The organism is Pseudovibrio sp. W74 (assembly GCF_001623085.1).
Lineage (GTDB): Bacteria > Pseudomonadota > Alphaproteobacteria > Rhizobiales > Stappiaceae > Pseudovibrio.
Window position 1 is genome coordinate 250768 of the sequence record NZ_LMCJ01000017.1, and the last position, 25120, is coordinate 275887.

Sequence of the window (25120 nt, forward strand, 5' to 3'; positions counted from 1 at the left end):
AAACCCTTAAGTCATCACTGGTTGAACTTGGTCAACCTAAACAGTTTCTATGAATTGTCCAAATCAGATGTAGAGAGCACAAGGTCGTCCGTATGGACCATTTCTGCCCGTCCCGGATAGCCGACAATGGCTTCAATTTCTTTGCTGTTGCGCCCGATGATGAGAGAGGCCTCACCGTAATCATAGGCCACAAGGCCGCGACCCACATCATGCCCGTCCGCATCTATAATACGCACAGCATCACCACGTGTGAATGTGCCATCCACTTTGGTCACCCCTGCTGGCAGCAGGCTCTTACCCGCCTTCACAGCTTTCAGTGCGCCTGCATCCAGCTGAATGGTGCCATGCGGCTTCAGGTGACCGCTGATCCACGTTTTGCGGGCACGGGCGGGTGAGGATGGAGCAGGGAACCATGTTGCCCGTGCGCCATTTTCAATTGCGTTAAGCGGGTTCATGGTCTTGCCACTGGCAATGATCATGGACGTACCTGCGCTCTGCGCAATCTTAGCCGCATCAATCTTGGTCTTCATGCCACCGGAGGAGAAGGCCGTTCCCGGCGCACCGGCCATAGCCTCAATCTCCTGCGTCACCTGAGGAACCTCAGGCAGGAAAATGGCATCAGGATCTGTCTGCGGAGCGGCGGTGTAAAGCCCGTCCACATCAGACAGCAGCACAAGAAGATCCGCACTCGCCATAGTCGCCACACGGGCGCCCAGACGGTCGTTATCGCCATAGCGGATCTCAGAGGTCGCAACGCTGTCATTCTCATTGATGATCGGGACAGCGCCCATCTTCAGCAGAGTGCCAATCGTCTCGCGCGCATTGAGGTAACGGCGACGCTCTTCCGTGTCGCCGAGCGTCAGCAGAATCTGGCCAGCCGTTAAACCACGCGCACCGAGAATTTCAGAATACGCCTGAGCAAGTGCAATCTGGCCCACAGAAGCGGCGGCTTGCGCCTGCTCCAGTTTGAGCGGACCAGCTGGCAGACCAAGCACACCACGACCAAGAGCAATGGAACCGGAAGAGACCACCAGCACTTCTTTCCCAGCTTCGGAAAGAGCCTGAAGGTCATCTGCCAGCGATTCCAGCCACTCACGCTTCAACCGGCCTTTTTCTACCAGAAGGGCAGAGCCGATTTTGACGGTGATGCGCTTATAGTCGCTCAGACTTCGAGCCATTACGGGCGCCACTCCTCAATTCCATCAGAAGGAATGGCATTGGCCTCGTCTTGCTTATCCTTGTCAATTGCACGAATGATCATGCGCTGAGCAGTGTCGATGTTTTCACCACTGGCAGACGAAATGATCAAAGGCTTCTGACCGCAGGCTTCTTCAAGAGACTTAAAGCGCTCTTCGCGCAGCTCTTCTGTCAGTGCATCTGCTTTGGAAAGACAAACAATCTCAGCCTTCTCATCCAAACCATGGCCATAAGCTTCCAGCTCACCGCGAATGGTGCGGTAAGAATCTGCCGGGTCTTCTTCGCCAGAGCCATCCACCAGATGCAACAGAACGCGCGTCCGCTCCACGTGGCCAAGGAAACGGTCGCCAAGACCATGACCTTCGTGTGCACCACGAATGAGGCCCGGAATGTCAGCGAGCACAAAGCCGCGGTTGTCGAGTTCACATACACCCAGGTTCGGGTGCAGCGTGGTGAACGGATAATCCGCAATTTTCGGGCGTGCTGCTGATACAGCGGAGAGGAAGGTGGATTTGCCAGCGTTTGGCAGACCCACAAGTCCAGCATCCGCAATCAGCTTCAGCCGCAGCCAGATCCACTTTTCTTCGCCTTCAAGACCAGGGTTCGCATGGCGCGGTGCCTGGTTGGTTGAGGATTTGAAGTGCGCGTTACCGAATCCGCCATTACCACCTTTCAGAAGCAACAAGCGCTGACCAATCTCGGTCATGTCCGCCTGAACGGTCTCGTTGTCTTCTTCAAGAATCTGAGTGCCTACAGGAACACGAAGCACAACATCGTCGCCCTTGGCGCCGGTTCTGTTGCGGCCCATGCCATGCATGCCGATTTTTGCTTTGTAGTGCTGTGCGTAGCGATAGTCGATCAGTGTGTTGAGGCCATCAACGCACTCAACCCATACATCACCACCACGGCCACCATCACCGCCGTCGGGTCCACCTTCGGCAACATATTTCTCACGGCGGAAGCTGACGCTGCCCGCGCCACCATCACCAGACTTTACAAAGATCTTTGCCTGATCGAGGAATTTCATTTTATTCTCTTTCGTCCACCTGTGACGTTCTTTGGAGGACGTCATAAAGCCCTATTGCGCTCCCGCCAAGGGCGGAACGGCAAATCTGGCTAATTTTATTGCTTAAGCGTGTTCCCGAAAAGTGTCTAGCGCTTTCCGGAAAAGAATAAGCAACCTGATTTATGGTTTACTGCCCTGAACAGCCAAAAGGCTCACGAACATCAATTCGCAAGCCTTTCAAAATTCAGATGCGCAAGAACAAATCTCTAAAGACAAGCTGCTTTAGAGACTGGACCGTCAGGCGGCGATCGCCTGCATCGATGTCCATCTGTCCCGGGTCAGCGTAACTGTAGTGTAATCCATTTCAAGATCACCACGTGCGCGGTTCTTCTCTTTAGTCTCGCCAGTCACCTCAAACCCGTTCTTCTGAAGCACATTCAGAGACTTCGGATTGATGGTGAACAGGCCAGTGTTCATCGCAGCCGCATTCAGCCGGTTGAACACGTAATCGCAAACCAGGTTGGTCGCTTCACTGGCATAACCTTTACCCCATTGGGATTTAGCCAGCCAGTAACCGAGGTGCGGTGTTGTCGAGACATTGCGGATGCCGATGACGCCGACAAGGCCTTCGCCATTGTCGATCACCCAGTTGATCTCTTCGCAGTGAGGTGTCGTGCGGCAATGGTCAAACCACCAGTCACCATCATCCTTTGTATAAGGATGCGGAACGACAGTCAGCATCTTGCTCACATCGAAATCGTTCAAAGACGCATTATGAATATCAAAATCACCCTCGCGAAAATCGCGTAGGATCAAGCGCTCGGATTGTAACTCCGGGAACATGACAATCTCTTTTTATTCTTCTTGGAGCGCTTGGCTTATTGTCGCTGGCGCTCTTTCTCTTAAGTACACGAAGATAGCGTCAAACCCGTCGAGCCATGTGCTCGCAACGCGCCGGTGCTATCCAACCCTTGCTTTTGGTTCCTGAGATCTCAAGTGAATCCCTGCCACGAGTGCTGGGTACGATCACAAAGGGACGAGGGAGCGAAAGGCTGTTGCCGCAACCTTGCTCAAAGACCCAATCCTGCCATCTGCTGAAAGTCGCGGAACGCATAAACAGTCGCGCCAGCCAGATCAGAAGAGCAGGACCCATCTTCAATTGTCCGATAAACACACACAGATCGGAGAATCAAAGGTGATCGACGCCTGCATCTTTATTCACAGGGGAACAAAGTAAGCAGACAACAGCATCTTGGAGGTTTCAAAATCCGAGAGGAACTTAAAAGCTTGGGGGCGGTCACTATCTCGGACCACTCCCTATTGCAAGCGCTTAGAGCATGTTCATGGAATTTTTTTCACATAGTGAGGAATATTTGCGCGAATATCGGCAAAACCCGCAATGCAACCACAAGGTGACCTAACATCGGGTTTTCCCTCAACTTTTATGCGTTTTGTGAAAACATCAGGGAATAAGTTAGGATTTGACTCAGTAAAAACACAGAGAATTTAAAAAAATTGGTTCTACAGGCATCAAATGGAAAGCTGGATCTTTACTTATCAGTCAATATGTGGAATGCCGTCTCTACGTTAAGACTATCGACACCCTGTCTCCTTTTTAGGCGTCAGTGCACTCGATTTCGCCCTGACGCAACCAAAGCCATCTGCATGTCGCAGCGGCACACTAACTAGGAGATATCACGATGGCTAAAGGCACCGTGAAATGGTTCAACAGCACTAAAGGTTTCGGTTTTATTGCACCTGAAGATGGAAGCAAAGACGTATTTGTTCACATCTCTGCAGTAGAGCGCTCCGGTCTGTCTACTCTGGCTGATGGCCAGGACGTAACTTACGAACTGGAAGCTGGTCGTGATGGCCGTCAGAGCGCTGTAAACCTCGAAACCGTATAATTCGAGCTGTTCAGTGAAAAAGAGCGCAGCAATGCGCTCTTTTTTTTGTCTGGAATTTGGCCCAGACATCAATAAACCAACAATGAGATAGCCATCAGGCGTCCATTCAGCCAAAACGCCCCTCTACAGAATACGACCCTCCCCAAATCCGGCTCTCAACATCATGCTTCGCCGTGATGTCAGCTGAACGCCTCCACATTCCATTCCCTTGCAATCTTGTTTCTCCTCACCAAACTCACTAGAGCTTAGTGTAAGATACGGTATCGTACCCACGTGAGAGACGGAAAACCTGCATGGAATCAGAGAAAAAGGTATCGCGCGGCGAAAAGCGGAAAAATGAGCTTTTAGAAATTGCAGCTGACGCGATCATCGAACTTGGCTATGCCAACACCTCGATGGATGAGATCGTCAGACGCGCCCGCGCCTCCAAAACCACAGTCTACAGACACTTCAAAAACAAAGAAGCAATGTTGGCAGAGATTGTCAGCAACCTGTCTGAAGGGCCTGTCCTCTCCATTAAACCTCTCGACTCAAACGAAGATGGTGGCTCCCGTCAGGAGCTTGAAGAGATTCTTTTTGTCTTTGGCAAGGCCGTTCTGACCCTCATCTATGATGACAGAACTCTGGGCCTTTGGCGCATGTTGATAGGTGAGGGCAGTCGCGCTCCTCATATTACCAAATCATTCTTCCAGCTTGGCCCCAAACGGGCAACCTCCAGCATTGCACAGCAGCTCCAACTGGCGAGCAGTCTGGGCATCGTCGCCATCGAACATCCTGAAAACGCAGCGGCCATCTTCATGGGTATGTTGCGCGAGGACACTCACCTCGCTCTTCTGCTGGGCGTTCAATCCGCACCGACTCTACAGGAAATCTCAGATCATGTTCGCCAATGTGTGCATGATTTCATGAAAGCATATGGCGCTTGATCTCAGCCAGCGCCGACCAGCTGAAAACAGTCATGCTTGACGAAAGTGATTTTTATCTGCTAAGTGTACGGTACAGTATCGTACACTTACGGAGGTAGAGATGCTTGATAATAACACTGTGACACATCCCATCGTGACCCGGGCAGCGGCCATGCCAACGCCCCAGCACATCAGCTTAAACAAAATCAAAAAGTCGAAAGACGGCATGGAGCTTGAGGTTGATTTCCTCGCAGAGCTCACAGGCGACGGCTTGGTCAAGACCGGTGTGGTCCAGCCCAACGTCCCTGGCTTTGGCGCTTTTGAAGTTCTCTGCGACGAAGGCTCATCCATTGGCGGCACGGATACAGCTCCCGCACCATTGTCTTACCTGGCCGCGGGTATTGGCTTCTGCCTGCTCACGCATGTGCATGGGTTGGCTCAGTCCCGGAAGCTGAACATCTCCTCCATCAAGCTGGAGCAGAAAATGAAGTTCCAGTCCAGAATTCCGGGAATGACCGCTGAAGAAGGCTCGGACATGCTTGGTGTTTCAAAAGGCGTCGAGACAGTCATCATCATCGAATCGCAAGAAGACCCATCTCTGATTGCCTCTTTGGTGGAGGCGAGTGAGAAAGCCTGCATGGCGCTTCAAACCGTCGTAAATGCAGTCCCGGCATCGACCACCATCATCAACAACGGCCAGAAACTCTGAGCCAGAATTGATGTGTAGGGCAGCCTCTCAAGCAAAATCGTTTGAGACGTTGCCCTCCTCTCCATTTCACCTTCTCAACAATGTCTCCGAGAAGGACGGAGGAAATACAATGACATCCTCTTCCCAACACAACTACTTCCCCACTACCTTTCGCAACCAGCTCATGGCAACAATCGTCTGGGCTCAGGCCTTTGTTCTCTATTGCATTGGCCTGTTGGTTTTCACCGAACAGGACACAAGTCAGATTTTCTGGGCAGATCCGTTCATCAAGATTGTGCCGATTTACGTCTCTACCTGGCTCATCATTTTCACCTCACTGCTTTTAGGCTGGTTTTGCTTTAACAAACTCGGCTGGGCAGGCTTGATAAAGCACACGCCCGGTTTGCAGATCGTGAGCGGTGTAAGCACAGCAATCATCATCACATGCATCATCTGGGCGTTTTTCGGGAGTGAACTGCCTGACTTTGTCCCGGCAGAAGAAAGCTCTCGTCCAGGCTATCTCTTTGGCATGGTTGCAGGTTACGGCGAAGAACTCGTCTTTCGCATGTTACTGAGTGCGCTGGTCTTCTTCGGAATGTTCAAACTGCTGTCAGGCGTTGAGTACAGGTATCGTGTGTTCTGGTCTGCTGGCACTGCAATCCTCATCGCAGCACTAGCTTTTGTCTTCCTTCATGAGCTTGGAGAACTGGATAGCATCTTATTGTGGAACCTGATCGCCACACGCATTCTCGTGCCCGGCATTATAATGGGGAGCCTGTTTTTTCTGGTCGGTCCGGGCTTTCTCATCTTCATGCACAGCACCATGCACATCATGATACCGCTGCTATTCGACTGATCCCAAAACTTGTCGCGCGCACCCATCAGCACGCGACAAGCAATTCACCTTCAAACCGTCACCGCCCGCATGGCTTCCCATAAAGGACGGGTGAGCTCCACGTTGATGAGAGTGACTTCTTCTTCTCCGCGAGCGCGACTTTTTTCTGGCTCCGAGCCGATTGTCTGGAAGCCGTTCTTCGCCAGCACATTCAGAGACCCGTCATTTTCTTCAAAGGCGCCGGAAGTCACTTTGCTCACACTCAGTTCCTCAAAACAGTAATTGACCACCGCCTCAGTTGCCTCGCTCATATAGCCTTTGCCCCAGAACGGTTTACCCAGCCAATAACCAATGCGCGGGAAGCCATCTTCTGGGATGCGTATTCCAATGACGCCTGAGAACCCATGTTCGGATTCAATAACCCAGTTCGTCTCTTCGCTTAGCGGTGTTCCCTTGATGTGGTTCAACCACCATTCCCCATCCGCTTTTGTGTAAGGGTGGGGCACCACAGTCAGCATCTTGCTGACTTCAAAGTTGCTGATGTACTCGCAGATTGGCTCCAGATCACCCTGCTGAAACTGGCGGAGTGTCAGGCGGTTTGTTTTGAGTTCAGGAAACATCATTAATCCAACTTGTTGCGTTTTGGAGTACTTGGTCGCTGTGCGGCAAGCACTCTGTAATTCCATAATGGTCGTTAGGCAGGGACATGTCGTGCAGCCCACTTTTCCCGCGTTAAACTGAGAGAAATATTCGGCAGCTTCTCTTCTGGCCGGGAGCGCGGTGTTGAAAAGCCTCTTCCAACCTCCTGAAAACCCAGTTTGGTCAGAACGCGCAGGCTTCCGGGGTTCTCTTCAAGCGCAGAGGTATAAATCGTGGGCAGGCCAAGTGTCTCAAAACCATATGCAGTAACGGCCTGAGCAGCCTCACTCATATAGCCTTTGCCCCACAGATGCTCAGCAAGCCAATACCCAAGAATTGGCTTGCCGCTTTGAAGCTTCATCAGAGTGATCGCGCCGGAAAAGCCAGCTGGCCCCTCAATCACCCAGGCGATTTTCTCTGAGAGTGGAGTGGTCAGGCAGTAGTTGATCCACCATTCTCCGTCTGCCTTGGAATAAGGGTAAGGCACTTCAGAGAGTGTTTTACTAACTGCGAAATTGTCGGTGAACTTGCAAAGTGGCTCCAGATCAGAATGCCTGAACTGGCGCAGTATCAGCCTGTCTGTTTTTAGGTCAGGAAACATCTTGAATACTCACGAATTCACGTCTGAATTAGTCAGTCGAAGAAAGTCATTTCGGGTTATCTGAAGCTGGGTCTCATCAAATTCCACATTGTCCCGCGCACGGCAGGCGTGTTTAGCCTCACCAGTAATCTTGAAACCCATCTTGGTCAGCACCCGCATGGAGGCCGGGTTCTCCTTGAACACGCCGGTCCGCACCACATGCAGCGCCCGCGCTTCAAACAGATAATCAAGAACAACACGCAAAGCCTCACTCATCAGCCCTTTGCCCCAATGCTCGCGCCCAAGCCAGTAGCCAACGCTCGCAGCTCCATGCAACTCCTTCGCTTTAAAACCACCACAAAACTGCCCATCAAGCTCAATTGCCCAGGTCACATTCTCAGCTGTGTTGTTGGCAAGCGCCTGCTCAATATAATCCCGCCCATCCGCTTCCAAAAACGGATGCGGTTGACTGCTCAGCGACTTGGAGACCTCAAAGTCCCCCAGGTATGAACAGAGCAGCGCAAGATCAGCTTCCCGCATCTCCCGTAAAACAAGCCGCTCGCTGCGTAGAACAGGAAAGGTGCTTTGGGTTGTCATGTCGCTCAACCTTCCGCTTCTGCGAGGTCCACAAAATCGGCTTTGGGCAATGTAAGCCGGAGATGTGGAACCATGATATCACCGCGTCCTTTAGAGGGGATAGTTTCTTCGCCCACTTTGCTGAAGCCCATCTTATCCAATAAGTGAGAGGAGGCGGGATTGTCGGCAAACACACCAGCCTCAAAGCTCGTCACAAAGCGCTGCTCAAACCCGAAACGCAGAACTGTGCGCAGCGCTTCGCTCATGTAACCACGCCCCCAATAAGGCTCACCCATCCAATAACCGGTCCAGCCAGTTACATCCTCAAACTTTGACCAGATGCAACCGACAAGGCCAGTTCCATCATCAATGGCCCATAACACAACACTGGCAGGATCATTGGTTTTGCCGCGATGGATGTAGAACCTGCCAGTCTCTTCTGTAAACGGATGCGGCATGCCAGAGAGCATGCTCGCAATCGCATAAGAGTTCGCCAGCTGGACAAGGCGATCCAGATCACCGTCTTCAATCATGCGCAATCGAAGACGGTCTGTTTTCAGCTCTGGAAAAGCCATTCTATCTTATCCCCGCCACGGCAAGCTGTGGTTGCTCAGCAGACTGTGCCAGCTTGAGTTCGAAATTTTGGGTCTCAATTTCGTCGGACTCTCTGGAAGCGCAGGAATGCGTGCAGACAGAGGTTGGAACGAAGCCGTTCTTCATAAGAACGCGGAATGACGCAGGATTCTCCAAAAAAACGCACGCATCAACGTTTTCAACGCTACGCTCATTTTGTAGATAGTTTACAACGGCTTGCACGGCTTCACTCATATAACCCCGCCGCCAGTAGTATTTTCCAAGCGCATAGCCCAAAGAAGCAGATTTGCCGATCCGGTGTGCACCAATGGACCCGATGAAGCCCGTACCATTATCAATCGCCCAAACCACATCCGAATTCAGATCATTAGAATGACTACGAGTGATAAACTCATGCGCCCACTCATTAGTGATCGGATGCGGAAAGCTGGCAGTCATCCGCGCCACATCAAAGTCAGAGAACAGGAACCGCAGCCGAGGATAATCATCCGGCTGAAGTGCTCTTAAAATCAAACGGTTGGTTTGTAATTCCGGAAAAATCATTGCGCTGCCTCCTGCGCTCTGGACTGCTGTGCACTGATGAAATCAAGCGGGGATATTAGGAACTCTTCTGTCGGATAATTGCCCGCGAGGCGGGCACGACTTCGTCCCTCATTCTGTCCGGTATGAACAAATCCAAGTTTTCGGATCAGTGCCTGAGATCCCGCATTGTCGCTAAAGGCATCGGCAAAGATGGAAGGCAGCTCACGTTCCAGCAGCAGGTAGCGAAGAACCTCACTAACTGCCTCATACATAATGCCTTTTTTCCAATGTTCTTCTGCAAGCCAAAAGGCGAGTTCAGGTTTTCTGGAAAGGTGGCCTGCACCAACGCCACCAACCACTTCACCCTGCAGCTCAACGGCCCAGTTCACTCCATGGCCAAGGTCTCTGGGCATAAACCTTTGCAGAAAGACCTCAGCATCCGCTTTGGTATAAGGATACGGAGCACTCGCCAGCATTCGAGTAACATTCTGATTTTGCAGCAGTTTAAGAATGCGAGGCGCATCCGTCTCTCTCCATTCCCGAAGTGTCAGACTGGCTGTTCTCAAACGAGGAAAAGTGGTCATTGTGCTGCCTCCTGCACTCTGAGCTGTTGTGCTGCGATGAAATCAAGCGGGGATATGGCGAACTCTTCTGTAGGATAAGTGCCAGCCAGACGAGCTAGACTGCTCCCCATTCCTTGCCCGGTATTAACAAAACCAAGCTTGCGCATCAGGGCTTGAGACCCTTTGTTATCGTTGAATGCATCCGCAATGATTTTGGGGAGTTCGCGTTCAAGAAGAAGGTAGCGCAAAGCTTCGCTAGCGGCCTCAAACATAATGCCTTTTTGCCAATGTTCTTCAGCAAGCCACCAACCCATGTCTGGTGTTTTATCAAGCGGCCCGGCACCAATACCACCAACCACTTCTCCTTTAAGCTCGACTGCCCAATTCAAAACTTCATTCAAATTGTGAGGCATAGCCTTATGCAAAAAGGCCTGGGCATCTGCCTTTGTAAAGGGATGTGGCTTGGAGGTTAGCATGCGTGTAATATTCTGATTTTGAAAGAGTTTTAGCGCGCGAGGTGCATCCGTTTCTCGCCATTCTCGCAGTGTCAGGCTGGTCGTTCTCAAACGAGGAAAAGTGGTCATAGTGCTGCTCCCATCATCACATGCGCATCACCATGCAACGCCTCAAACCGATCCCGCGGCAGATGCATGATGATATTCTCAACGTCTTGTTGCAGAGATTTGGAGTAACGGATGCAAACTCCAACAGGCTCAAAACCCAGCTTTTTCAGTAGTTTCTGAGAAGGGTAGTTCGTCGCAAACACACGGGCTGCGAAGGTGTCACAGGCATCGCGCGCAAAGCCCCAATGCAGCGCAGCAACACATGCTTCAAGCATAAGTCCATGACCCTGAGCTTTCTGGGAAAGCCAGTACCCAATGGTTGGTAGCTCCGGGAACTCATTGAGATCACCGGGTTTTTGAACATCAACACCACCAATAAGTAGGCCGTTATGTTCAATGGCAAACGGAAAAGTGTCAGTGAGAGGATTAGCGTTCAGTGCGAAGTCTGCCACTGCATTCAGCTCACTCCTCTGTGCAGGCCAGCTTGCACCGGTCAGCCAGCGAATGATTTCATAGTCAGAGTGACCAATCTCCCAATAAGGTTCAAGATCCTCAGGTTTGTAACGGCGAAGCCTCAGTCTTTGGGTATCTATAGTTGTAGTCAACATTGTAAAAGGCCTTGTAAATCAAACTCATATTTCTCTAATCGTTCGTTGGAGTAGGTAAGTGAGGGTAAAACGCAGCATGGCCTTGATGACCCGGATTGCAGACAGAGCGACTGCATCAGGATCAGGTAAAAGCCTGCTGGTTTTGTGTGGTTGAGGGTAAGCCGTTACAGCCAAACAACAATCACGCTGCCGAAAGCAGGTTGCTGTCACTGCAACCTGCTGATCTGGCATCACTTAACCAGCAGAGCCCCATCGCGTATTCGCGATCCATTGGCTGCGGGTCAGTGTAAAGCGTGTGGCATCCACCACGGCCATAGCGCCGAGAGAATGCAGCTTTGTCGTTCCGTCCTGCTTAAAGCCGCACTTTGACAGCACGCGGTGCGAGGCAGGATTGCTCACGCGACAAGAAGCGGAGAGCTCCTTAACGCCGTTAGCAAACGCGAATTCGATAACAGACTGAACAGCTTCTGTCGCATATCCCTGGTTCCAGAATGGCTCGCCCACCCAATAACCCAGGTGCACAGCACCAAAGTCTTCGGCAAGCGGGTTGAAACCGATAGCGCCAATAATACGGCCAGTGTTCTTCATGCGGATCGCGAACGTCGCCTGAGATGGCAACTGCACATCACACCGTTTCACGAGCGCTTTAGCGTCTTCATACGTGAAGGGATGCGGCATGTTCGTCAGTTTCTCAGCGATCCGACGGTTGTTGGCTAAAAACAGGATGTCAGCCAAATCATCCTTGCGCGCTCGGTCGATGACAAGACGCGCGGTGTCCTGCGGCGACCCGGCCGCAACGCAACTGCTTTCTTCTGGGATTTCTTCGTATTCAACTACCATGGTTTTAACTCCGGTCTACTGCCCATCCCACTGGACAAAGAAAAAGGGAAGATGGCGTCCCATCTCCCCTTTTTCTGATCTTTCGATCTGAACCGGATTTTTCCAAATCCGTCGGGGTCTGATGAGACGCCGACGATTTGGATTATCACGTCAGCGTTACTCGGCGGCGAGTGCCACCGGCATCACATTAATAAATGTTCGGCCATTGCGTTTTTCTTCGAATGCAACTTTGCCTTCGACGGTTGCAAAGATGGTGTGATCTTTACCAATGCCAACACCTGCGCCTGGGTGCCACTTAGTGCCACGCTGACGTGCAATGATGTTGCCAGGAATCACGGCTTCGCCACCGAATTTCTTGATACCAAGGCGACGACCAGCTGAGTCGCGACCGTTGCGGGATGAACCGCCAGCTTTTTTATGAGCCATAACGAAGTACTCCTCGTTTAATCTCTAGGACAGAAACTTGCGCGAATTACTTCGCTGCGAGTTCCTTAGCCTGTGCAACCCAGTTATCACGTTCGAAGCGGCCTTTAGTGCCAGTTTCTTCTTCAACGCGGGCGATGTCTTCAGCAGAAAGAGCTGCGATCTGTGCGTAGGTAGAGATACCTGCAGCATTCAGCTTTTTCTCAATTGCTGGGCCAAGACCCTGCAATTTTTTCAGATCGTCGGAGCCTTCAGCAGCTGGTGCGGCGGCAGCTTTCTTAGGAGCAGCGGCTTTTTTAGCTGGCTTAGCGCCACTGGTCAGGATGTCGGTGATTTTCACAGTAGTGAAAGCCTGACGGTGACCATTACGACGACGGGAGTTCTGACGACGACGTTTTTTGAAGATGATGATCTTACGATCACGACCCTGCTCAACAACCTCAGCTACAACAGAAGCGCCTTCAACGGTTGGTGCACCAATGGTGGTTTCAGCATCTGAACCAACCATGAGAACTTCGTCAAAAGTTACTGTTTCACCAGCTTCGGCAGAAACTTTTTCGATCTTCAGAAGATCGTCAGCAGCAACAGTGTACTGTTTACCGCCTGTTTTGATGACTGCGAACATGCGCATGTCCTTCTTATCTAAGCGCACCCTTTGGCGTCGCAGCAAACTGCGAACTTTGTCGACCGTTTCCTTTATGCTCTAGGAACGTCCCGTTTCGGGGAGATCGACCGCAAACTCTGGAAAAAACCAGAAGGCGGTTTCGATGTCTTGCCTCGGACAGCGCGAAAACACGGGTTTCCCCGCAATTTATGAGCTGCTGGAATATACGCAGGCATTCTGGAATGTCAACGCAGAATCTCGCCAATTATATTAGAAATACGAGAGGTGAGATTTATGTCACGAATACTCAACTGTCAAAGAACGCTCCTGCATCGGAGTGATTCGCGCTATGGTTGCGCTGTCAGATTTATACCTACGATCTAATTGTTACGTCCAAATACCTATTCCGCTGCGTTTTAAGGTTCATTCTATGATTGTTTTAAGGATCGATAAACCTTCGCCAGCCAACAATAGCGCAAAGAGATTTGTGCATGTTCCATACAAGTGCTTAGGGGAGAAATGAGCGCCGAATATGGAATGTATGTGACAATCTCGCGATCATTATCATCCAATGAATTAAACCGCATACGTGCGGGGGGCATAAAATGCGCATTCCAAAGTTCGCCTGGATATACTCCGTCGTAACTAGAGTTACAGCTCTTGGGTTGTTGCCGATACTTGTGCTGGGTGGGGCGTTGATTTCCCTCTCCCAAATGAACAGCCAGAATGCTGAGTTTCAAAAAAATACGCAGACCTATAACCAGCTGATGCAAAACGCTCAGGCGATTAGTGCAGCAGTAGATCGTATGCGCGCAATTGGTGGGGAGTTTTTGCTTCATCCAAAAGCAGAGGCATCTGACATTGCAGCAGATGCTCGTGAGCGCGTTGTTGTATTGGTAGAAGAAACACGTGAACTGAATGTTTCAGGCATTGAGGACGAACTCTACGATAACCTGGAAGGCTATGCCTACGGGTTCTCAGAGACGTTTGGCGCAGTGGTTGAAGCGACACTAGAGCGTGGAACCAGCTCAGATGGAGGTCTCATTTCAGTCCTTCAGGGGGCTAGTTCCACAATGCAGCTCGAAATTAATAAGGCACGCCGGAAACTGAACGTCAGCAAAGACACTCATCGTGTCGCTGGTTTGCTAAAAGATCTTCAGGCCATGGAATGGACCATTGGCGTTGACGGGTATGAAATTGAAAAGAGTACCTTCAAAAGCCGCATCGAGCAGTTTGGCATGGTCATTCAAACAGCGAAAATGCCAGAAGAAACATCTCAGGTAGTGAGCGAGCTCTGGGCAACCTACACAGAGACGCTGGAGCAGATTGAAACTCTGAATGCTGACATTCAGGAGGAGATGGTCTTCGCTCTGGAACAACTGGACGAGATGATCCCGGCTGCGCAACAGCTCAATGATTTTGGTGCGGCAGGCGAAGCGGAAGCAACTGCACTTCATAATGAGGCATCAGCGGCAAGCATGCAGCGCTTCTTGTTGCAAGCTGGCGCCATGGGCATTATCGGCCTGATGATTGCGGGCTACATTGCATGGCGCATCTCTCGCCCGCTGGCGAACCTGCATACGGCCATGGGCGTTCTGGCAAAAGGGGATGTCTCAATCAATATCGAAGGCACCAAAGGCCGGGATGAGTTCGCGAAAATGGCGAAGATCCTGGAAGTTTTCCGTGCCAACGCCATTGAACGAAATCAGCTGAACGATGAGCGCGATGAAGACAACAAGCGTCGTCAGGAACGTGAGCAGAAAGTTGCTCTCCTGGTGCGAGAGTTTGAAAAAGCAGCAACGGCCGCAGGCGATGGCTTTAACTCCGCGATCCAGTCTTTGCATGAAGCCTCCTTCGCTTTGAATGTCACTGTCGAAAGTGTCTCTGATAAAGCTGGCAAAGCAGGTGATGCGGTCAGCCATGCATCAACATCAGTGGCAACTGTGGCATCTGCCAGTGAGGAAATGTCTCTTTCCATTAAGGAAGTCGCGTCTGAAGCAGTGAACTCCAAAGACGTTGCCGATGAAGTCGGTGGGCTTGTCATCAACACGTCCAAGACAATTCAGGAGCTGGCTGAAACTGCATCCCGTATTGGAAAAGTTGTTAGCCTGATCAAGGATATCGCAGACCAGACCAACCTTCTTGCTCTCAACGCCACCATCGAGGCAGCGCGTGCTGGCGAGATGGGCAAAGGCTTTGCGGTTGTGGCCTCTGAGGTGAAACATCTGGCAAACCAGACCACCACAGCAACGGAAGAAATCTCGCAACAGATCCATGCGATCCAGCAGGTGTCTACTGATGCCGTTGGCTCCATCGAAAAAGTGACGAGCATGATGGAGAAGCTATCCACCAGCTCTTCAGCAGTGGCAGCAGCTGTAGAACAGCAGTCTGTAACTGTCGGCGAAATAGCGCGTTCTGTGACCGATGCTTCTGATCAGTCTCGTATTGGTGAGTCCGAAATGGGGGAAGTTGCCAGCACTATTGAAAACTCCACCAAAACGGCAGAAGACATCAACAATCAGGCAGACAGCATCTCTGAAGAAGCTGATCAGTTTAACCGCTCGATCAAAGCCTTCCTTGAAAACGTTCAAGCCGCATAACTCTCCAGAAATGGACAGTCATTTCAACGCAGTGGGTTCGCTCACTGCGTTTTTTATTGGCAGGTGATGCGTGAGCTGTGAGTTATCTGCGGCATAGCCGTCGCAGGGCTTGCCGAAGGGAAAGCTTCTTTATATGGTCCCGCAATCCTCACCACGAGGATCAATTAGGAGAGTTGCCGGAGTGGTCGAACGGGGCGGTCTCGAAAACCGTTGAGCACGCAAGTGTTCCGAGGGTTCGAATCCCTCACTCTCCGCCATTTGTTCTTTAGCCTACTTTTTCAATGATCATCGTAAGCCACTTCTCGTGAGGGCTGTAGGGCTTGTTGCTCAGCGTAATGCGGGCATCTCGAAGCTGTAGGTTCGGGACCTGCTGCAGGATGTTGCTGAAGCGGGCTTCGGTCATCATGGAAAAGCGACGCCCGTCATCGCGGTTTACTTCTCCTTCTCCCAATTTGAAAGAAGCAAACAAGGTCCCGCCATTCTTGAGGGCATTGCAGAGATTGGTGAGTGCGAGAGGAAGTTCAGAATAAGGAACGTGAAGCAAAGAGGCATAGGCCCAGATAGCATCGTAAAACTGCTCGCTGTTGAACTCCTGAAATGTGTTTTGCTGGACAGCTATACCGATCAGTTTACTAGCCGATTTCACCATTTCAGCAGATGCATCGAAGGCGTCTACTTCAAAGCCAAGCTGCTTGAAAGCGTAGGCATCACGCCCGGACCCACATCCCGCATCGAGCACTCGCCCACCTGGCGGTACTCTCATGAGGAACCGTTGGTAGTGCTCCTCCATGTCCAGATGTAGTGTGCGCTCGATAAAGCTCTCTGCATTCTTCTCGTAATAGGCTCGGGTGGTCTCTGATGAGTTCGGCATAAGACCTTCAACTCTCCCTTAAGTCAGTAATAAATCAGCCTGGATTTTGAAACAGTTTCTCTGAAATGACCAACACTTTTGCAAAAGAGCATTTGCAATTACCGATCTCAGACTTAATGATCCTACAGGTTCAGGTGGTGCTGTTGCGCTAACCGATATCTGCGCCTGAGAAATATGGAGAATGCATAATGACCGTCGAAGCTGCTGAGCCACAACAAGTGTTGGATATTCCGAAAAAATTGGGACGTAGGCTGCGTCTGGGAATGATCGGCGGCGGTCAGGGTGCATTCATCGGTGCAGTTCACCGCATCGCTTCGCGTTTAGATGATCGCTATGAGCTTGTTGCTGGTGCCCTTTCTTCTGATCCAACGCGGGCAAAAGCGTCAGCTGAAGAACTCTATATCTCATCTGATCGTGCCTATACCTCCTTCGAAGAAATGGCAGAAAAAGAACCGCTTCGGGATGATCCGGTTGATGTAGTTGCCATTGTGACGCCTAACCATATGCACTATCCGGCAGCTCGCGCGATGCTTGAGGCCGGTATCCATGTCATCTGCGATAAGCCGATGACAACGACGAGTGAAGAAAGCGAAAAGCTTGTTCAACTGGTCGAGGAAACTGGCAAACTGTTCCTGTTGACGCATAATTACACCGGCTACCCAATGGTCCGGCAGGCGAAAGCTATGATTGAGGCAGGCGAACTCGGGAGAATTCGTCTGATTCAAGTAGAGTACCCGCAAGACTGGCTGACTGAGCCGATTGAGCAATCAGGCCAAAAGCAAGCCAGCTGGCGTACTGATCCAAAACGATCCGGAGCAGGCGGCTGCATCGGAGATATCGGTACGCACGCCTACAACCTTGCCTCCTTCGTATCCGGCATGAAAGCAACGGAAGTTTTGGCGGAGCTGACAAGTTTCGTAGAGGGCAGAGCACTGGATGATGATGTGCAGATGCTGCTGCGCTACGAAAATGGTGCCAAAGGAATGCTGTGGGCGTCTCAGGTTGCTCCGGGTAACGAAAATGGACTGAAACTGCGCGTTTATGGAGACAAAGGCGGTGTTGAGTGGGTGCAAGCTGACCCGAACCATCTGGTTTACTCACCCTATGGAAAGTCAAGCTACCGCATCACACGCGGCGGCCCCGATGCAAGAGAAGCCGCAAATGCAGTCTCTCGCATTCCAGGTGGTCATCCGGAAGGGTATCTGGAAGCCTTCGCAACAATCTATAACGAGTTTGCTGATGTTTTGGCTGCGCGCATTTTAGGTCAGTCAGAACCCGAGTGCAGCAAACTGCTTCCGACTGTATCTGATGGGTTGGATGGGCTGAACTTCATTGAAACAGCCGTGAAAAGCTCTCAGAACGGCGGTGCATGGCAGAAACTATAAGAGAAGCTCCCCTCGCCATAGCAAAACGGCGAGGGGAGTTTCTTTAGGCTTGGGAGCCTGCTGGTTTTAGTGGTGCATCCTCTTGTGAGGCCATGCCGCCTGAAACTTCTTCCGTTGCTTCGGCAGTAAGCTCTTCTGGCAATACAAGATTGAGCACAATCGCGATCAGAGCTGCAGGAAGCAAGCCACTTGTCATCAATATGCGCAGCGTGTCAGGCAGATACTGAACAGCTTTTGGATCAAGCTGCAAACCAAGGCCGATTGATAACGCAATCGCGAAGATCACCATGTTTCGGCGGTTCCAGTTGACGTCGGAGAGCATGGAGACGCCAGCGGCAACCACCATTCCAAACATAACGATCACACCTCCGCCGAGCACTTCGATGGGAATTGTGCGAATGATCGCTCCAACCTTGGGTATCAGTCCGCACACGATGAGGAACAAGGCGCCTATCGTCACCACGTGGCGGCTCATCACACCTGTCATGGCAATCAGCCCCACATTCTGGCTGAAGGATGTGTTCGGCAAACCACCAAAAACACCGGCTATGGCTGTGCCAAAACCATCAGCGTAGGTTGCCCCCTGGATCTCCTTGTCGGTCGCCTCACGTCCTGCACCGCCTTTGGTGATGCCAGAGACATCGCCAACAGTTTCAACAGCACTCACAAACGCCATGAGACAAAAGCCAACCACAGCAGCAAGGCTGAAATCAAAACCATAGGCGAATGGCATCGGCAGGGCGAAAGATGCAGAGCGACCAATGCTTGTAGCAATCCCATCCACAGTCACCATGCCGACCATCATCGCGTAAAGATATCCTGCAAGGATGCCAATCACCACGGCAGATACTGCTAGGATTCCGCGGGCATAGAACTTCAAGCCAAGCGTGACGAGAATAACAATGAGCGCAGCAGACCAGTTGAGCATACTTCCATACTCAGGCTTGCTAATAGCAGGCACACCACCAGCAGCATACTGAATGCCCACTTTCACCAGCGCCAGACCGATCATGGTTACGACAAGACCAGTCACCAGCGGTGGTAAGGCAAAGCGAATGCGGCCAATGAACATCCCTAGAATGGCATGGAACAAACCACCAATAAGCACGCCTCCAAACAGAGCAGGCAAAGCTTCAACACCTTTACCTGCAACGAGTGGGATCATGATGGGGATGAAAGCAAAGCTGGTACCTTGCACAATCGGTAAGCGGGCTCCAACTGCTCCCATTCCAATTGTTTGAAAAAGCGTCGCTATTCCGGCAAACAGCATGGACATCTGGATCATGTATGTCATGTCCGGGAAGCCCTGCGCCCCTGCATCAGAGCCAAACCCAAATCCGGCAGCTCCGGCAATAATGATCGCCGGAGTAACGTTTGAGACGAACATGGCAAGCACATGCTGAATGCCAAGTGGTACCGCCTTATGTAAGGCAGGTGTGTAGTTCGGATCACGCAGTTGTTCTGGTGTCCCGATGGAATTGCTGGTCATTTAGTCCCCTCCTACTAATGACGCACAGTGTTATTCCGTTATTAAGTAGGCCTCCTTCAGCCAGTGTTCTTCTAGGTTATTTCCGTCCCCAATCCGGTCGACAACAGCGAACAGTCCTGACCCGTTGATGGGAGTCAGAACGCCGTGCCATGTGTTACGTTTGATATTGATGGACTGGGTTGAACTCGCCATAAACGCACGAGGTGATGAAGGCCGTCCAACTTCATCTTCGGCGACTATGACAAGATATTCTGATTGGTTCATTGGAATGAAGCATTGCGACCCCAATGGATGGCGTTCCAACATCGTCAGCGTGTGCGGCAGGCTGTGAAGCTCTGCCTGAAACAGGCTCACACCAGCGCGGCCACCAATAAACTCAACACCAGCCAGATCAGAAAAACGCTCACATCGGCCTTCGTTGATTAGGATAGGTGATGTCCCGCCGGTCTCAATCAGTTCACCAAACGGCATAAATACCGCAGAGGTGAGCTTCTCAATCCGTATGGTGCGCTCTGTTGTGACCTCATTACCCATATCTGATCACCTTTGAAACGAGCCGAGTTGGGCATGACGATTGACGTCTTTGTAAAGCAAGTACCGGAAACGGCCAGGGCCGCCTGCGTAGCAAGCTTGCGGACAAAAAGCGCGCAGCCACATAAAGTCACCGGCTTCCACTTCAACCCAATCGTTGTTCAGTCGGTAGACTGCTTTCCCTTCCAAAACATACAAACCGTGTTCCATTACGTGGGTCTCAGCAAACGGAATGCAGCCACCGGGCTCAAAGTTCACGATGTTCACGTGCATATCGTGGCGCATATCGCTGGGGTCTACAAAGCGCGTTGTCGTCCAGGCTCCATTGGTGTCTGGCATGGGAGCAACCACAGCATTCTTTTCATGAGTGAACAACGCGTCGGGCTTTGCAATGCCTTCGACAGCCTCATAGCGCTTTCGAACCCAATGGAAAGTGGCAGCTAGAGAGCTATTGTTGCGCACTTCATATCGGGCTCCGGCAGGCAGATAGGCGTAGCCACCTTCGGTAAGTGTGAAAGCCTCATTGCCCATTGTGATCGTAATTTCACCTTGCACAACGAACATCACGCCCTGCGCTTCAGGGTCTGGTTCAGGTTTAAGGGAGCCTCCATCTGGCTGAACTTCCATGATGTACTGCGAAAACGTCTCAGCAAACCCAGAGAGTGGTCGGGCAATAATCCAGGCACGCGTCTTTTCCCAGAAAGGCAGATTTGAGGTCACGATGTCCCGCATCACGCCTTTGGGAATAACGGCATATGCATTAGTAAACACTGCCCGGTCTGTCATGACTTGCGTTTGCGGAGGCAAGCCTCCCGAAGGTGCGTAGAAAGAAGAAGGCGACATGCCCTCAGAAGGGGCATCAAAGGTGCGGGGTGGCAGTGTTTGGGTACTCATATGTAAGTTTACTTCCTTGTACGACACTCACGCAATGCCAGTCCGCGTAAGTGCAGCAACCCGAATTATGTTGAATTCCTTGCCGGGGAGGTGCACTCGTCGAATTAGGGATCGACGAGGCACTGTTCGAAGCACTGGGCAAATGTGCCGGTATCAACCGTGTCCTTAAAGCTCGTCAGCTGGCAGGGCCGCCAAACTCCTCCCATCTATCAGTTTAGCCTAATAAATGAGTTGGATTATCAAAATTATTTTGAAAGTATTTCGCGAATAACTGAAAAAAGAAACAGATACATAAACGACTTTCCAGTCGGGAATTACTTGCTCTGAAGGTGATTAGAGTATTGAGAATTCTTGTCTTTTAGATACGCTTTCAATCGCTCACTGATGAAATTCAGAAAAAGCCGGATCTTAGGATCTTGATAGCGTTTGTGCGGAAATAGACATGCCAAATGCACATCAGCAGGAGGGGTGGCAGTACAGACGGCGATAAGGTCTCCGCTGAGCAAATGGTCGACAACATCAAACAAGGGTGCATTGATGAGGCCGTGATGGCCGAGTGCCCAGTTCACCAACACATCGCCGTCATCAGAGGTGAAAGGGCCACCAACTGTGAAGCTCTGTAAGCCCTCAGAAGTTTGAAGCGTCCATCGGCTTTCAGAGGAACCGGGAAACTGAAGCAGAAGACAATCATGCTTCCCATGCTGGAGGTCTGCCCCTTGCAGTGGCTCACCACGCTGTTCCAAATAGGTAGGGGATGCACACAGTACCCGAGGACAGTCCAGCAGGTTTTTCAGCCGCATTTCAGAGTTTGGTAACTGTCCCAGAATGAAAGCCAGATCCAACCCTTCTCCCGTAATGTTGAGAGGACGATCTGAAAGCCTGAGGCGAACATGAATTTTAGGATAAGCATCGTGGAATTCAGGAATAAGCAGCGCGATCAAACGCCGCCCTATCCCGAGTGGAGCAGAAACAAAGATTGAGCCGCGTGGAGTGTGCGTCACCTCCTGCACAGCCGCCTCAGCCTCTTCCATTGCTTCCAGCATCTTACGGGCTCCGGGGTAAAAAATGCAACCTTGCTCAGTGGGTTGGATGGTGCGGGTGGTCCGGTTAAACAAGCGAATGCCCAGGTGCTTCTCAAGCTCACCAATACGAGAGGAAGCAACTGCAGGAGAAACATGCATGTCTCTTGCCGCAGCAGACATGCTGCCAAGCTCAAACACGCGCACAAACATCCTGACGTTGTTGATGTAAGACATTGCTTTAACTTTGAAATCCCCGCCTCTAAACGAAATATACCAGCATCAACGTAGTCTGGATAGGTGTATCTCATTGTGTCGTGAGTTGGAAATAAAACATAATTTTACTCCAAGTTGTATTTCAATTTTACTCGTTTAATCCTGTTCTTTCTATGAGTTGCTCTACTTTTGGGTGCTAAAGCTCCTGAGATTCTATGTGGATTGTCTTACCTGCTAGAATTCAGGATCAAATACTATGCATTCACTTGAGGGTGTTACTCGCTCCGATCAATATAGGGCATTGGGTCTCAGTACCTTTGCTTTTACTATCTGTTTTGCAGTTTGGACTATTTTTTCCATCATTGGCGTGCGCATTAAAGGCGAACTGGGATTGTCCGACACTCAGTTCGGCTTATTGGTCGCCACACCAGTGCTCACCGGTTCTGTGAGCCGCATTTTCCTTGGAGTATGGACAGAGCAGTTTGGTGGACGAATTATGTTCCCGCTGCAGATGCTCCTTACAGCAGTCTGTGTCTGGTTGCTCACCTCAGTACAAACCTATGAAGTGTTTCTGTTAGCTGCCTTGGGCCTTGGATTGGCCGGCGGCTCTTTTATTATCGGCGTAGCCTATGTCTCCCAGTGGTTTGAAAAAGAGAAACAAGGCACTGCACTTGGCATTTTTGGTGCCGGTAATGTCGGCGCAGCAGTTACCAACTTCGTAGCACCATTTCTGGTAGTTGCAGTTGGCTGGGAAGGCACAGCCCGCGTTTACGCAATTGTTTTGGCAGTCACAGGCGTTCTGTTTTTTCTGCTCAGTAAAGATGATCCGTCTCAGCAGGAGCGCAAGAAAGAAGGCAAGCAAGCTGTATCTACAGCAGAGCAGCTTGCACCTTTAAAGAACCTGCAAGTCTGGCGTTTTGCGACCTACTACTTTTTCGTCTTTGGTGCCTTTGTCGCGCTCGCGTCATTTCTCCCGCGGTACTACACCGGGGCTTACGGATTGGAGCTGACGACGGCTGGCGTTTTCGCTGGTCTCTATTCATTACCCGGGTCAGTATTTCGAGCGCTTGGTGGATGGATGTCAGATAAGTGGGGGGCACGTTTTGTCATGTACTTCACCTTCATAGTCTCCCTCTTTTGCCTCTTCCTGCTGAGCTATCCAGAAACCTCATATGTTGTCAGCGGTATTGACGGTCCCATTGAGTTTAACTTCGGTCTCGGTGTTGGTGCCTTCGTCTCTGTGACCGTCGTTCTTGGTTTTGTCATGAGCCTTGGTAAAGCAGCGGTCTACAAGCACATACCGGTTTACTACCCCTACCATGTTGGTGCTGTCGGAGGCCTCGTAGGCATGATCGGCGGCCTTGGTGGCTTCTTCTTGCCAATCGCCTTTGGAGTTCTGCTCGACTGGACTGGCGTTTGGACGGCACCCTTCATGCTTCTCTTCATCATTGTTGCGGTCTCAACTGTGTGGATGTACGTCGCCATCCGCAGGATGGAGCGCAAGCGTTATCCCGAATTGCAAGACGAAACAGATCTGTCTGATCTTCCGGACGAACCGGTTGAAGGTCCGGACGGACCTGCAGGCGTAGAAAAGTATCCGTAACCAGCGAAACCCTTTCTGGACATTCGGTCTGGGGAGGGCATGTAGCCAAAAGGAATGAATGTATGTCTGATAACAACACTCAACAAGGGCACACACTAATTGAATGGCGGCCGGATGATCCGGAGTTCTGGGAAACCAAAGGGAAGGTGATTGCCTCTCGAAACCTTTGGATCTCTATTCCGGCACTTTTGCTTGCCTTCTCAGTGTGGCTCGTTTGGAGTGTTGTTGTTGCAAGGCTACCCGCCATCGGTTTTGATTATACGACAGACCAGCTCTTCCTGCTGGCTGCTCTGCCAGGCCTTTCTGGCGCGACACTCAGGATCTTTTATTCCTTTATGGTCCCTATCTTTGGTGGTCGCCTTTGGACAACGCTGACCACAGCATCGCTGCTTCTTCCGGCTCTGGGTATCGGGTACGCAGTTCAGGACCCCACCACGCCTTACAGCATCTTCCTTCTGTTAGCCCTGCTTTGCGGTTTCGGGGGTGGTAACTTCGCCTCTTCAATGGCAAATATCGCGTTCTTCTATCCAAAGAAGGAAAAAGGGAACGCGCTTGCGCTCAATGCAGGCCTAGGAAATCTTGGCGTTTCCGTCATGCAGTTTGTGGTGCCGCTTGTCATCACAGCTGGTGTTTTCGGTGCGATCGGTGGCGCTCCTCAAATCCTTGAGGATGGATCCCAACTCTGGATCCAGAATGCTGGCTTTATCTGGGTTCCATTCCTCATCATCGCGACGCTGGCCGCATGGTTTGGCATGAATGATATCGCCGATGCCAAAGCGAGTTTTAAAGAACAATCCATCATCTTCTCAAGAGCGCACAACTGGATCATGTGCATTCTCTACACGGGAACCTTCGGCAGCTTTATCGGCTATTCCGCAGGCTTCCCGCTGCTCATGAAGACACAGTTTCCGGAAGTAAATGCACTCACCTTCGCATTCCTTGGACCTCTCGTTGGTGCACTCTCCCGGGCTGGTACGGGTTGGGTTTCCGACAAGTACGGCGGTGGCCGTGTAACCTTCTGGACCTTCCTGTTTATGGCGGTTGCTGTTGGTGGCGTGCTGTTCTTCCTGTCCATCAAAACAGAGCCGGGAGCTTTCTGGGGCTTCTTTGCCTGCTTCATAGCACTGTTCTTCCTAACAGGTGTAGGCAACGCTTCTACATTCCAGATGATCCCGACCATCATGCGCCAACAGGTCGGCCTCTTGATGCCTGAGCTGGATGCAACAGCTCACCTGCGCCAGTCAGAACGTGAAAGTGCGGCCATCATCGCCTTTACCTCTGCAATTGCAGCCTACGGTGCCTTCTTCATCCCCAAAGCCTACGGAACATCCATCGCCTACACAGGTGGTCCGGATGCCGCGCTTTGGGCCTTTGGCATCTTCTACGTGATCTGTTTGGTGATCACGTGGTTCTTCTACACCCGCAAGGGTGCCTCCGTTCCGTGCTAAGCAAATAACGTGAA

At 51.2% G+C, this 25120-nt stretch carries 26 protein-coding genes, 1 tRNA gene and 1 pseudogene; 9 read left to right on the forward strand and 19 right to left on the reverse strand.

What is annotated here, in order from left to right; translation table 11 throughout:
• Nucleotides 1-47: 47 nt before the first annotated feature.
• The 3 genes from proB to PsW74_RS12515 form a co-directional block, all read right to left on the reverse strand.
• The gene (proB, locus tag PsW74_RS12505; protein WP_063286534.1) at nucleotides 48-1178 is read right to left on the reverse strand and encodes a glutamate 5-kinase; all 1131 of its coding nucleotides are present in this window, start codon (nucleotides 1176-1178) and stop codon (nucleotides 48-50) included.
• On the reverse strand, nucleotides 1178-2224 hold the full coding sequence (gene obgE, locus PsW74_RS12510) for a GTPase ObgE (protein ID WP_057461561.1): 1047 nt from the start codon (nucleotides 2222-2224) through the stop codon (nucleotides 1178-1180). Before obgE ends, proB begins: the two co-directional genes overlap by 1 nt.
• A gap of 276 nt (nucleotides 2225-2500) precedes the next feature.
• Nucleotides 2501-3046, reverse strand: coding sequence for a GNAT family protein (locus PsW74_RS12515; protein WP_063286535.1), 546 nt, complete (start codon nucleotides 3044-3046; stop codon nucleotides 2501-2503).
• An 857-nt stretch (nucleotides 3047-3903) separates the two neighbouring features.
• Here PsW74_RS12515 and PsW74_RS12520 point away from each other — a divergent pair.
• The 4 genes from PsW74_RS12520 to PsW74_RS12535 all read left to right on the forward strand — a co-directional run bounded on the left by PsW74_RS12520 (nucleotide 3904) and on the right by PsW74_RS12535 (nucleotide 6559).
• Nucleotides 3904-4110 carry a cold-shock protein gene (locus PsW74_RS12520; protein ID WP_057461563.1) on the forward strand — a complete coding sequence of 69 codons (207 nt, stop codon included), beginning with the start codon at nucleotides 3904-3906 and terminating at the stop codon, nucleotides 4108-4110.
• A 293-nt stretch (nucleotides 4111-4403) separates the two neighbouring features.
• Nucleotides 4404-5036: a TetR/AcrR family transcriptional regulator gene (locus tag PsW74_RS12525; protein ID WP_057461564.1), complete on the forward strand. Its 633-nt coding sequence runs from the start codon at nucleotides 4404-4406 to the stop codon at nucleotides 5034-5036.
• 100 nt (nucleotides 5037-5136) lie between these two features.
• Complete coding sequence (locus PsW74_RS12530; protein WP_063286536.1) at nucleotides 5137-5724, forward strand: OsmC family protein; 588 nt, start codon at nucleotides 5137-5139, stop codon at nucleotides 5722-5724.
• Nucleotides 5725-5833: 109 nt separating this feature from the next.
• Nucleotides 5834-6559, forward strand: coding sequence for a hypothetical protein (locus PsW74_RS12535; RefSeq protein WP_063286537.1), 726 nt, complete (start codon nucleotides 5834-5836; stop codon nucleotides 6557-6559).
• Nucleotides 6560-6609: 50 nt separating this feature from the next.
• Here PsW74_RS12535 and PsW74_RS12540 read toward each other — a convergent pair whose 3' ends face one another.
• The 11 genes from PsW74_RS12540 to rplU all read right to left on the reverse strand — a co-directional run bounded on the left by PsW74_RS12540 (nucleotide 6610) and on the right by rplU (nucleotide 13071).
• Nucleotides 6610-7161: a GNAT family N-acetyltransferase gene (locus PsW74_RS12540; protein ID WP_208987957.1), complete on the reverse strand. Its 552-nt coding sequence runs from the start codon at nucleotides 7159-7161 to the stop codon at nucleotides 6610-6612.
• A 71-nt stretch (nucleotides 7162-7232) separates the two neighbouring features.
• On the reverse strand, nucleotides 7233-7778 hold the full coding sequence (locus PsW74_RS12545; protein WP_063286538.1) for a GNAT family N-acetyltransferase: 546 nt from the start codon (nucleotides 7776-7778) through the stop codon (nucleotides 7233-7235).
• A 9-nt stretch (nucleotides 7779-7787) separates the two neighbouring features.
• Nucleotides 7788-8354, reverse strand: coding sequence for a GNAT family N-acetyltransferase (locus tag PsW74_RS12550; RefSeq protein ID WP_063286539.1), 567 nt, complete (start codon nucleotides 8352-8354; stop codon nucleotides 7788-7790).
• A gap of 5 nt (nucleotides 8355-8359) precedes the next feature.
• Nucleotides 8360-8908 carry a GNAT family protein gene (locus PsW74_RS12555; protein ID WP_063286540.1) on the reverse strand — a complete coding sequence of 183 codons (549 nt, stop codon included), beginning with the start codon at nucleotides 8906-8908 and terminating at the stop codon, nucleotides 8360-8362.
• Between the two features lies 1 nt (nucleotide 8909).
• Entirely contained in the window at nucleotides 8910-9470 is a 561-nt protein-coding gene (locus PsW74_RS12560; RefSeq protein WP_063286541.1) for a GNAT family N-acetyltransferase, read from the reverse strand.
• Nucleotides 9467-10033, reverse strand: a complete 567-nt coding sequence (locus tag PsW74_RS12565) for a GNAT family N-acetyltransferase (protein ID WP_063286542.1) — start codon at nucleotides 10031-10033, stop codon at nucleotides 9467-9469. Before PsW74_RS12565 ends, PsW74_RS12560 begins: the two co-directional genes overlap by 4 nt.
• Nucleotides 10030-10596: a GNAT family N-acetyltransferase gene (locus PsW74_RS12570; RefSeq protein WP_063286543.1), complete on the reverse strand. Its 567-nt coding sequence runs from the start codon at nucleotides 10594-10596 to the stop codon at nucleotides 10030-10032. Before PsW74_RS12570 ends, PsW74_RS12565 begins: the two co-directional genes overlap by 4 nt.
• Complete coding sequence (locus tag PsW74_RS12575; protein WP_082830551.1) at nucleotides 10593-11183, reverse strand: GNAT family N-acetyltransferase; 591 nt, start codon at nucleotides 11181-11183, stop codon at nucleotides 10593-10595. The genes PsW74_RS12570 and PsW74_RS12575 overlap by 4 nt, the downstream gene beginning before the upstream one ends.
• A 234-nt stretch (nucleotides 11184-11417) precedes the next feature.
• Nucleotides 11418-12023, reverse strand: coding sequence for a GNAT family N-acetyltransferase (locus PsW74_RS12580; protein ID WP_063286544.1), 606 nt, complete (start codon nucleotides 12021-12023; stop codon nucleotides 11418-11420).
• A gap of 156 nt (nucleotides 12024-12179) precedes the next feature.
• Nucleotides 12180-12449 (reverse strand): 50S ribosomal protein L27, encoded by a 270-nt coding sequence (gene rpmA, locus PsW74_RS12585; RefSeq protein ID WP_057461576.1) that lies wholly within the window; start codon nucleotides 12447-12449, stop codon nucleotides 12180-12182.
• 46 nt (nucleotides 12450-12495) lie between these two features.
• Complete coding sequence (gene rplU / locus PsW74_RS12590; RefSeq protein ID WP_057461735.1) at nucleotides 12496-13071, reverse strand: 50S ribosomal protein L21; 576 nt, start codon at nucleotides 13069-13071, stop codon at nucleotides 12496-12498.
• Between the two features lie 584 nt (nucleotides 13072-13655).
• On the opposite strand from rplU, the gene PsW74_RS12595 reads away from it, so the two are divergent.
• Together PsW74_RS12595 and PsW74_RS12600 are read left to right on the forward strand one after the other, a co-directional pair.
• Nucleotides 13656-15650, forward strand: a complete 1995-nt coding sequence (locus PsW74_RS12595; protein ID WP_208981647.1) for a HAMP domain-containing methyl-accepting chemotaxis protein — start codon at nucleotides 13656-13658, stop codon at nucleotides 15648-15650.
• A 167-nt stretch (nucleotides 15651-15817) separates the two neighbouring features.
• Nucleotides 15818-15907, forward strand: a tRNA-Ser gene (locus tag PsW74_RS12600).
• Between the two features lie 8 nt (nucleotides 15908-15915).
• Here the strand turns inward: PsW74_RS12600 and PsW74_RS12605 are convergent.
• A complete protein-coding gene (locus PsW74_RS12605; protein ID WP_208987958.1) occupies nucleotides 15916-16521 on the reverse strand; it encodes a class I SAM-dependent methyltransferase in 606 nt (201 codons plus the stop codon).
• A 188-nt stretch (nucleotides 16522-16709) separates the two neighbouring features.
• On the opposite strand from PsW74_RS12605, the gene PsW74_RS12610 reads away from it, so the two are divergent.
• Entirely contained in the window at nucleotides 16710-17906 is a 1197-nt protein-coding gene (locus tag PsW74_RS12610) for a Gfo/Idh/MocA family oxidoreductase (protein ID WP_063286545.1), read from the forward strand.
• A 43-nt stretch (nucleotides 17907-17949) separates the two neighbouring features.
• On the opposite strand, the gene PsW74_RS12615 is transcribed toward PsW74_RS12610, so the two are convergent.
• The 4 genes from PsW74_RS12615 to PsW74_RS12630 form a co-directional block, all read right to left on the reverse strand.
• Complete coding sequence (locus PsW74_RS12615; protein ID WP_063286546.1) at nucleotides 17950-19395, reverse strand: nucleobase:cation symporter-2 family protein; 1446 nt, start codon at nucleotides 19393-19395, stop codon at nucleotides 17950-17952.
• 30 nt (nucleotides 19396-19425) lie between these two features.
• Complete coding sequence (locus tag PsW74_RS12620) at nucleotides 19426-19929, reverse strand: ureidoglycolate lyase (RefSeq protein WP_063286547.1); 504 nt, start codon at nucleotides 19927-19929, stop codon at nucleotides 19426-19428.
• 6 nt (nucleotides 19930-19935) lie between these two features.
• The gene (locus tag PsW74_RS12625; RefSeq protein ID WP_063286577.1) at nucleotides 19936-20769 is read right to left on the reverse strand and encodes a bifunctional allantoicase/(S)-ureidoglycine aminohydrolase; all 834 of its coding nucleotides are present in this window, start codon (nucleotides 20767-20769) and stop codon (nucleotides 19936-19938) included.
• A 365-nt stretch (nucleotides 20770-21134) separates the two neighbouring features.
• The gene (locus tag PsW74_RS12630; RefSeq protein ID WP_063286548.1) at nucleotides 21135-22076 is read right to left on the reverse strand and encodes a LysR family transcriptional regulator; all 942 of its coding nucleotides are present in this window, start codon (nucleotides 22074-22076) and stop codon (nucleotides 21135-21137) included.
• A 235-nt stretch (nucleotides 22077-22311) separates the two neighbouring features.
• On the opposite strand from PsW74_RS12630, the gene PsW74_RS12635 reads away from it, so the two are divergent.
• Nucleotides 22312-23658: a nitrate/nitrite transporter gene (locus PsW74_RS12635; protein ID WP_063286549.1), complete on the forward strand. Its 1347-nt coding sequence runs from the start codon at nucleotides 22312-22314 to the stop codon at nucleotides 23656-23658.
• A 95-nt stretch (nucleotides 23659-23753) separates the two neighbouring features.
• Nucleotides 23754-25106: pseudogene (locus PsW74_RS12640) on the forward strand (NarK family nitrate/nitrite MFS transporter); the annotation flags it as partial.
• Nucleotides 25107-25120 lie beyond the last annotated feature (14 nt).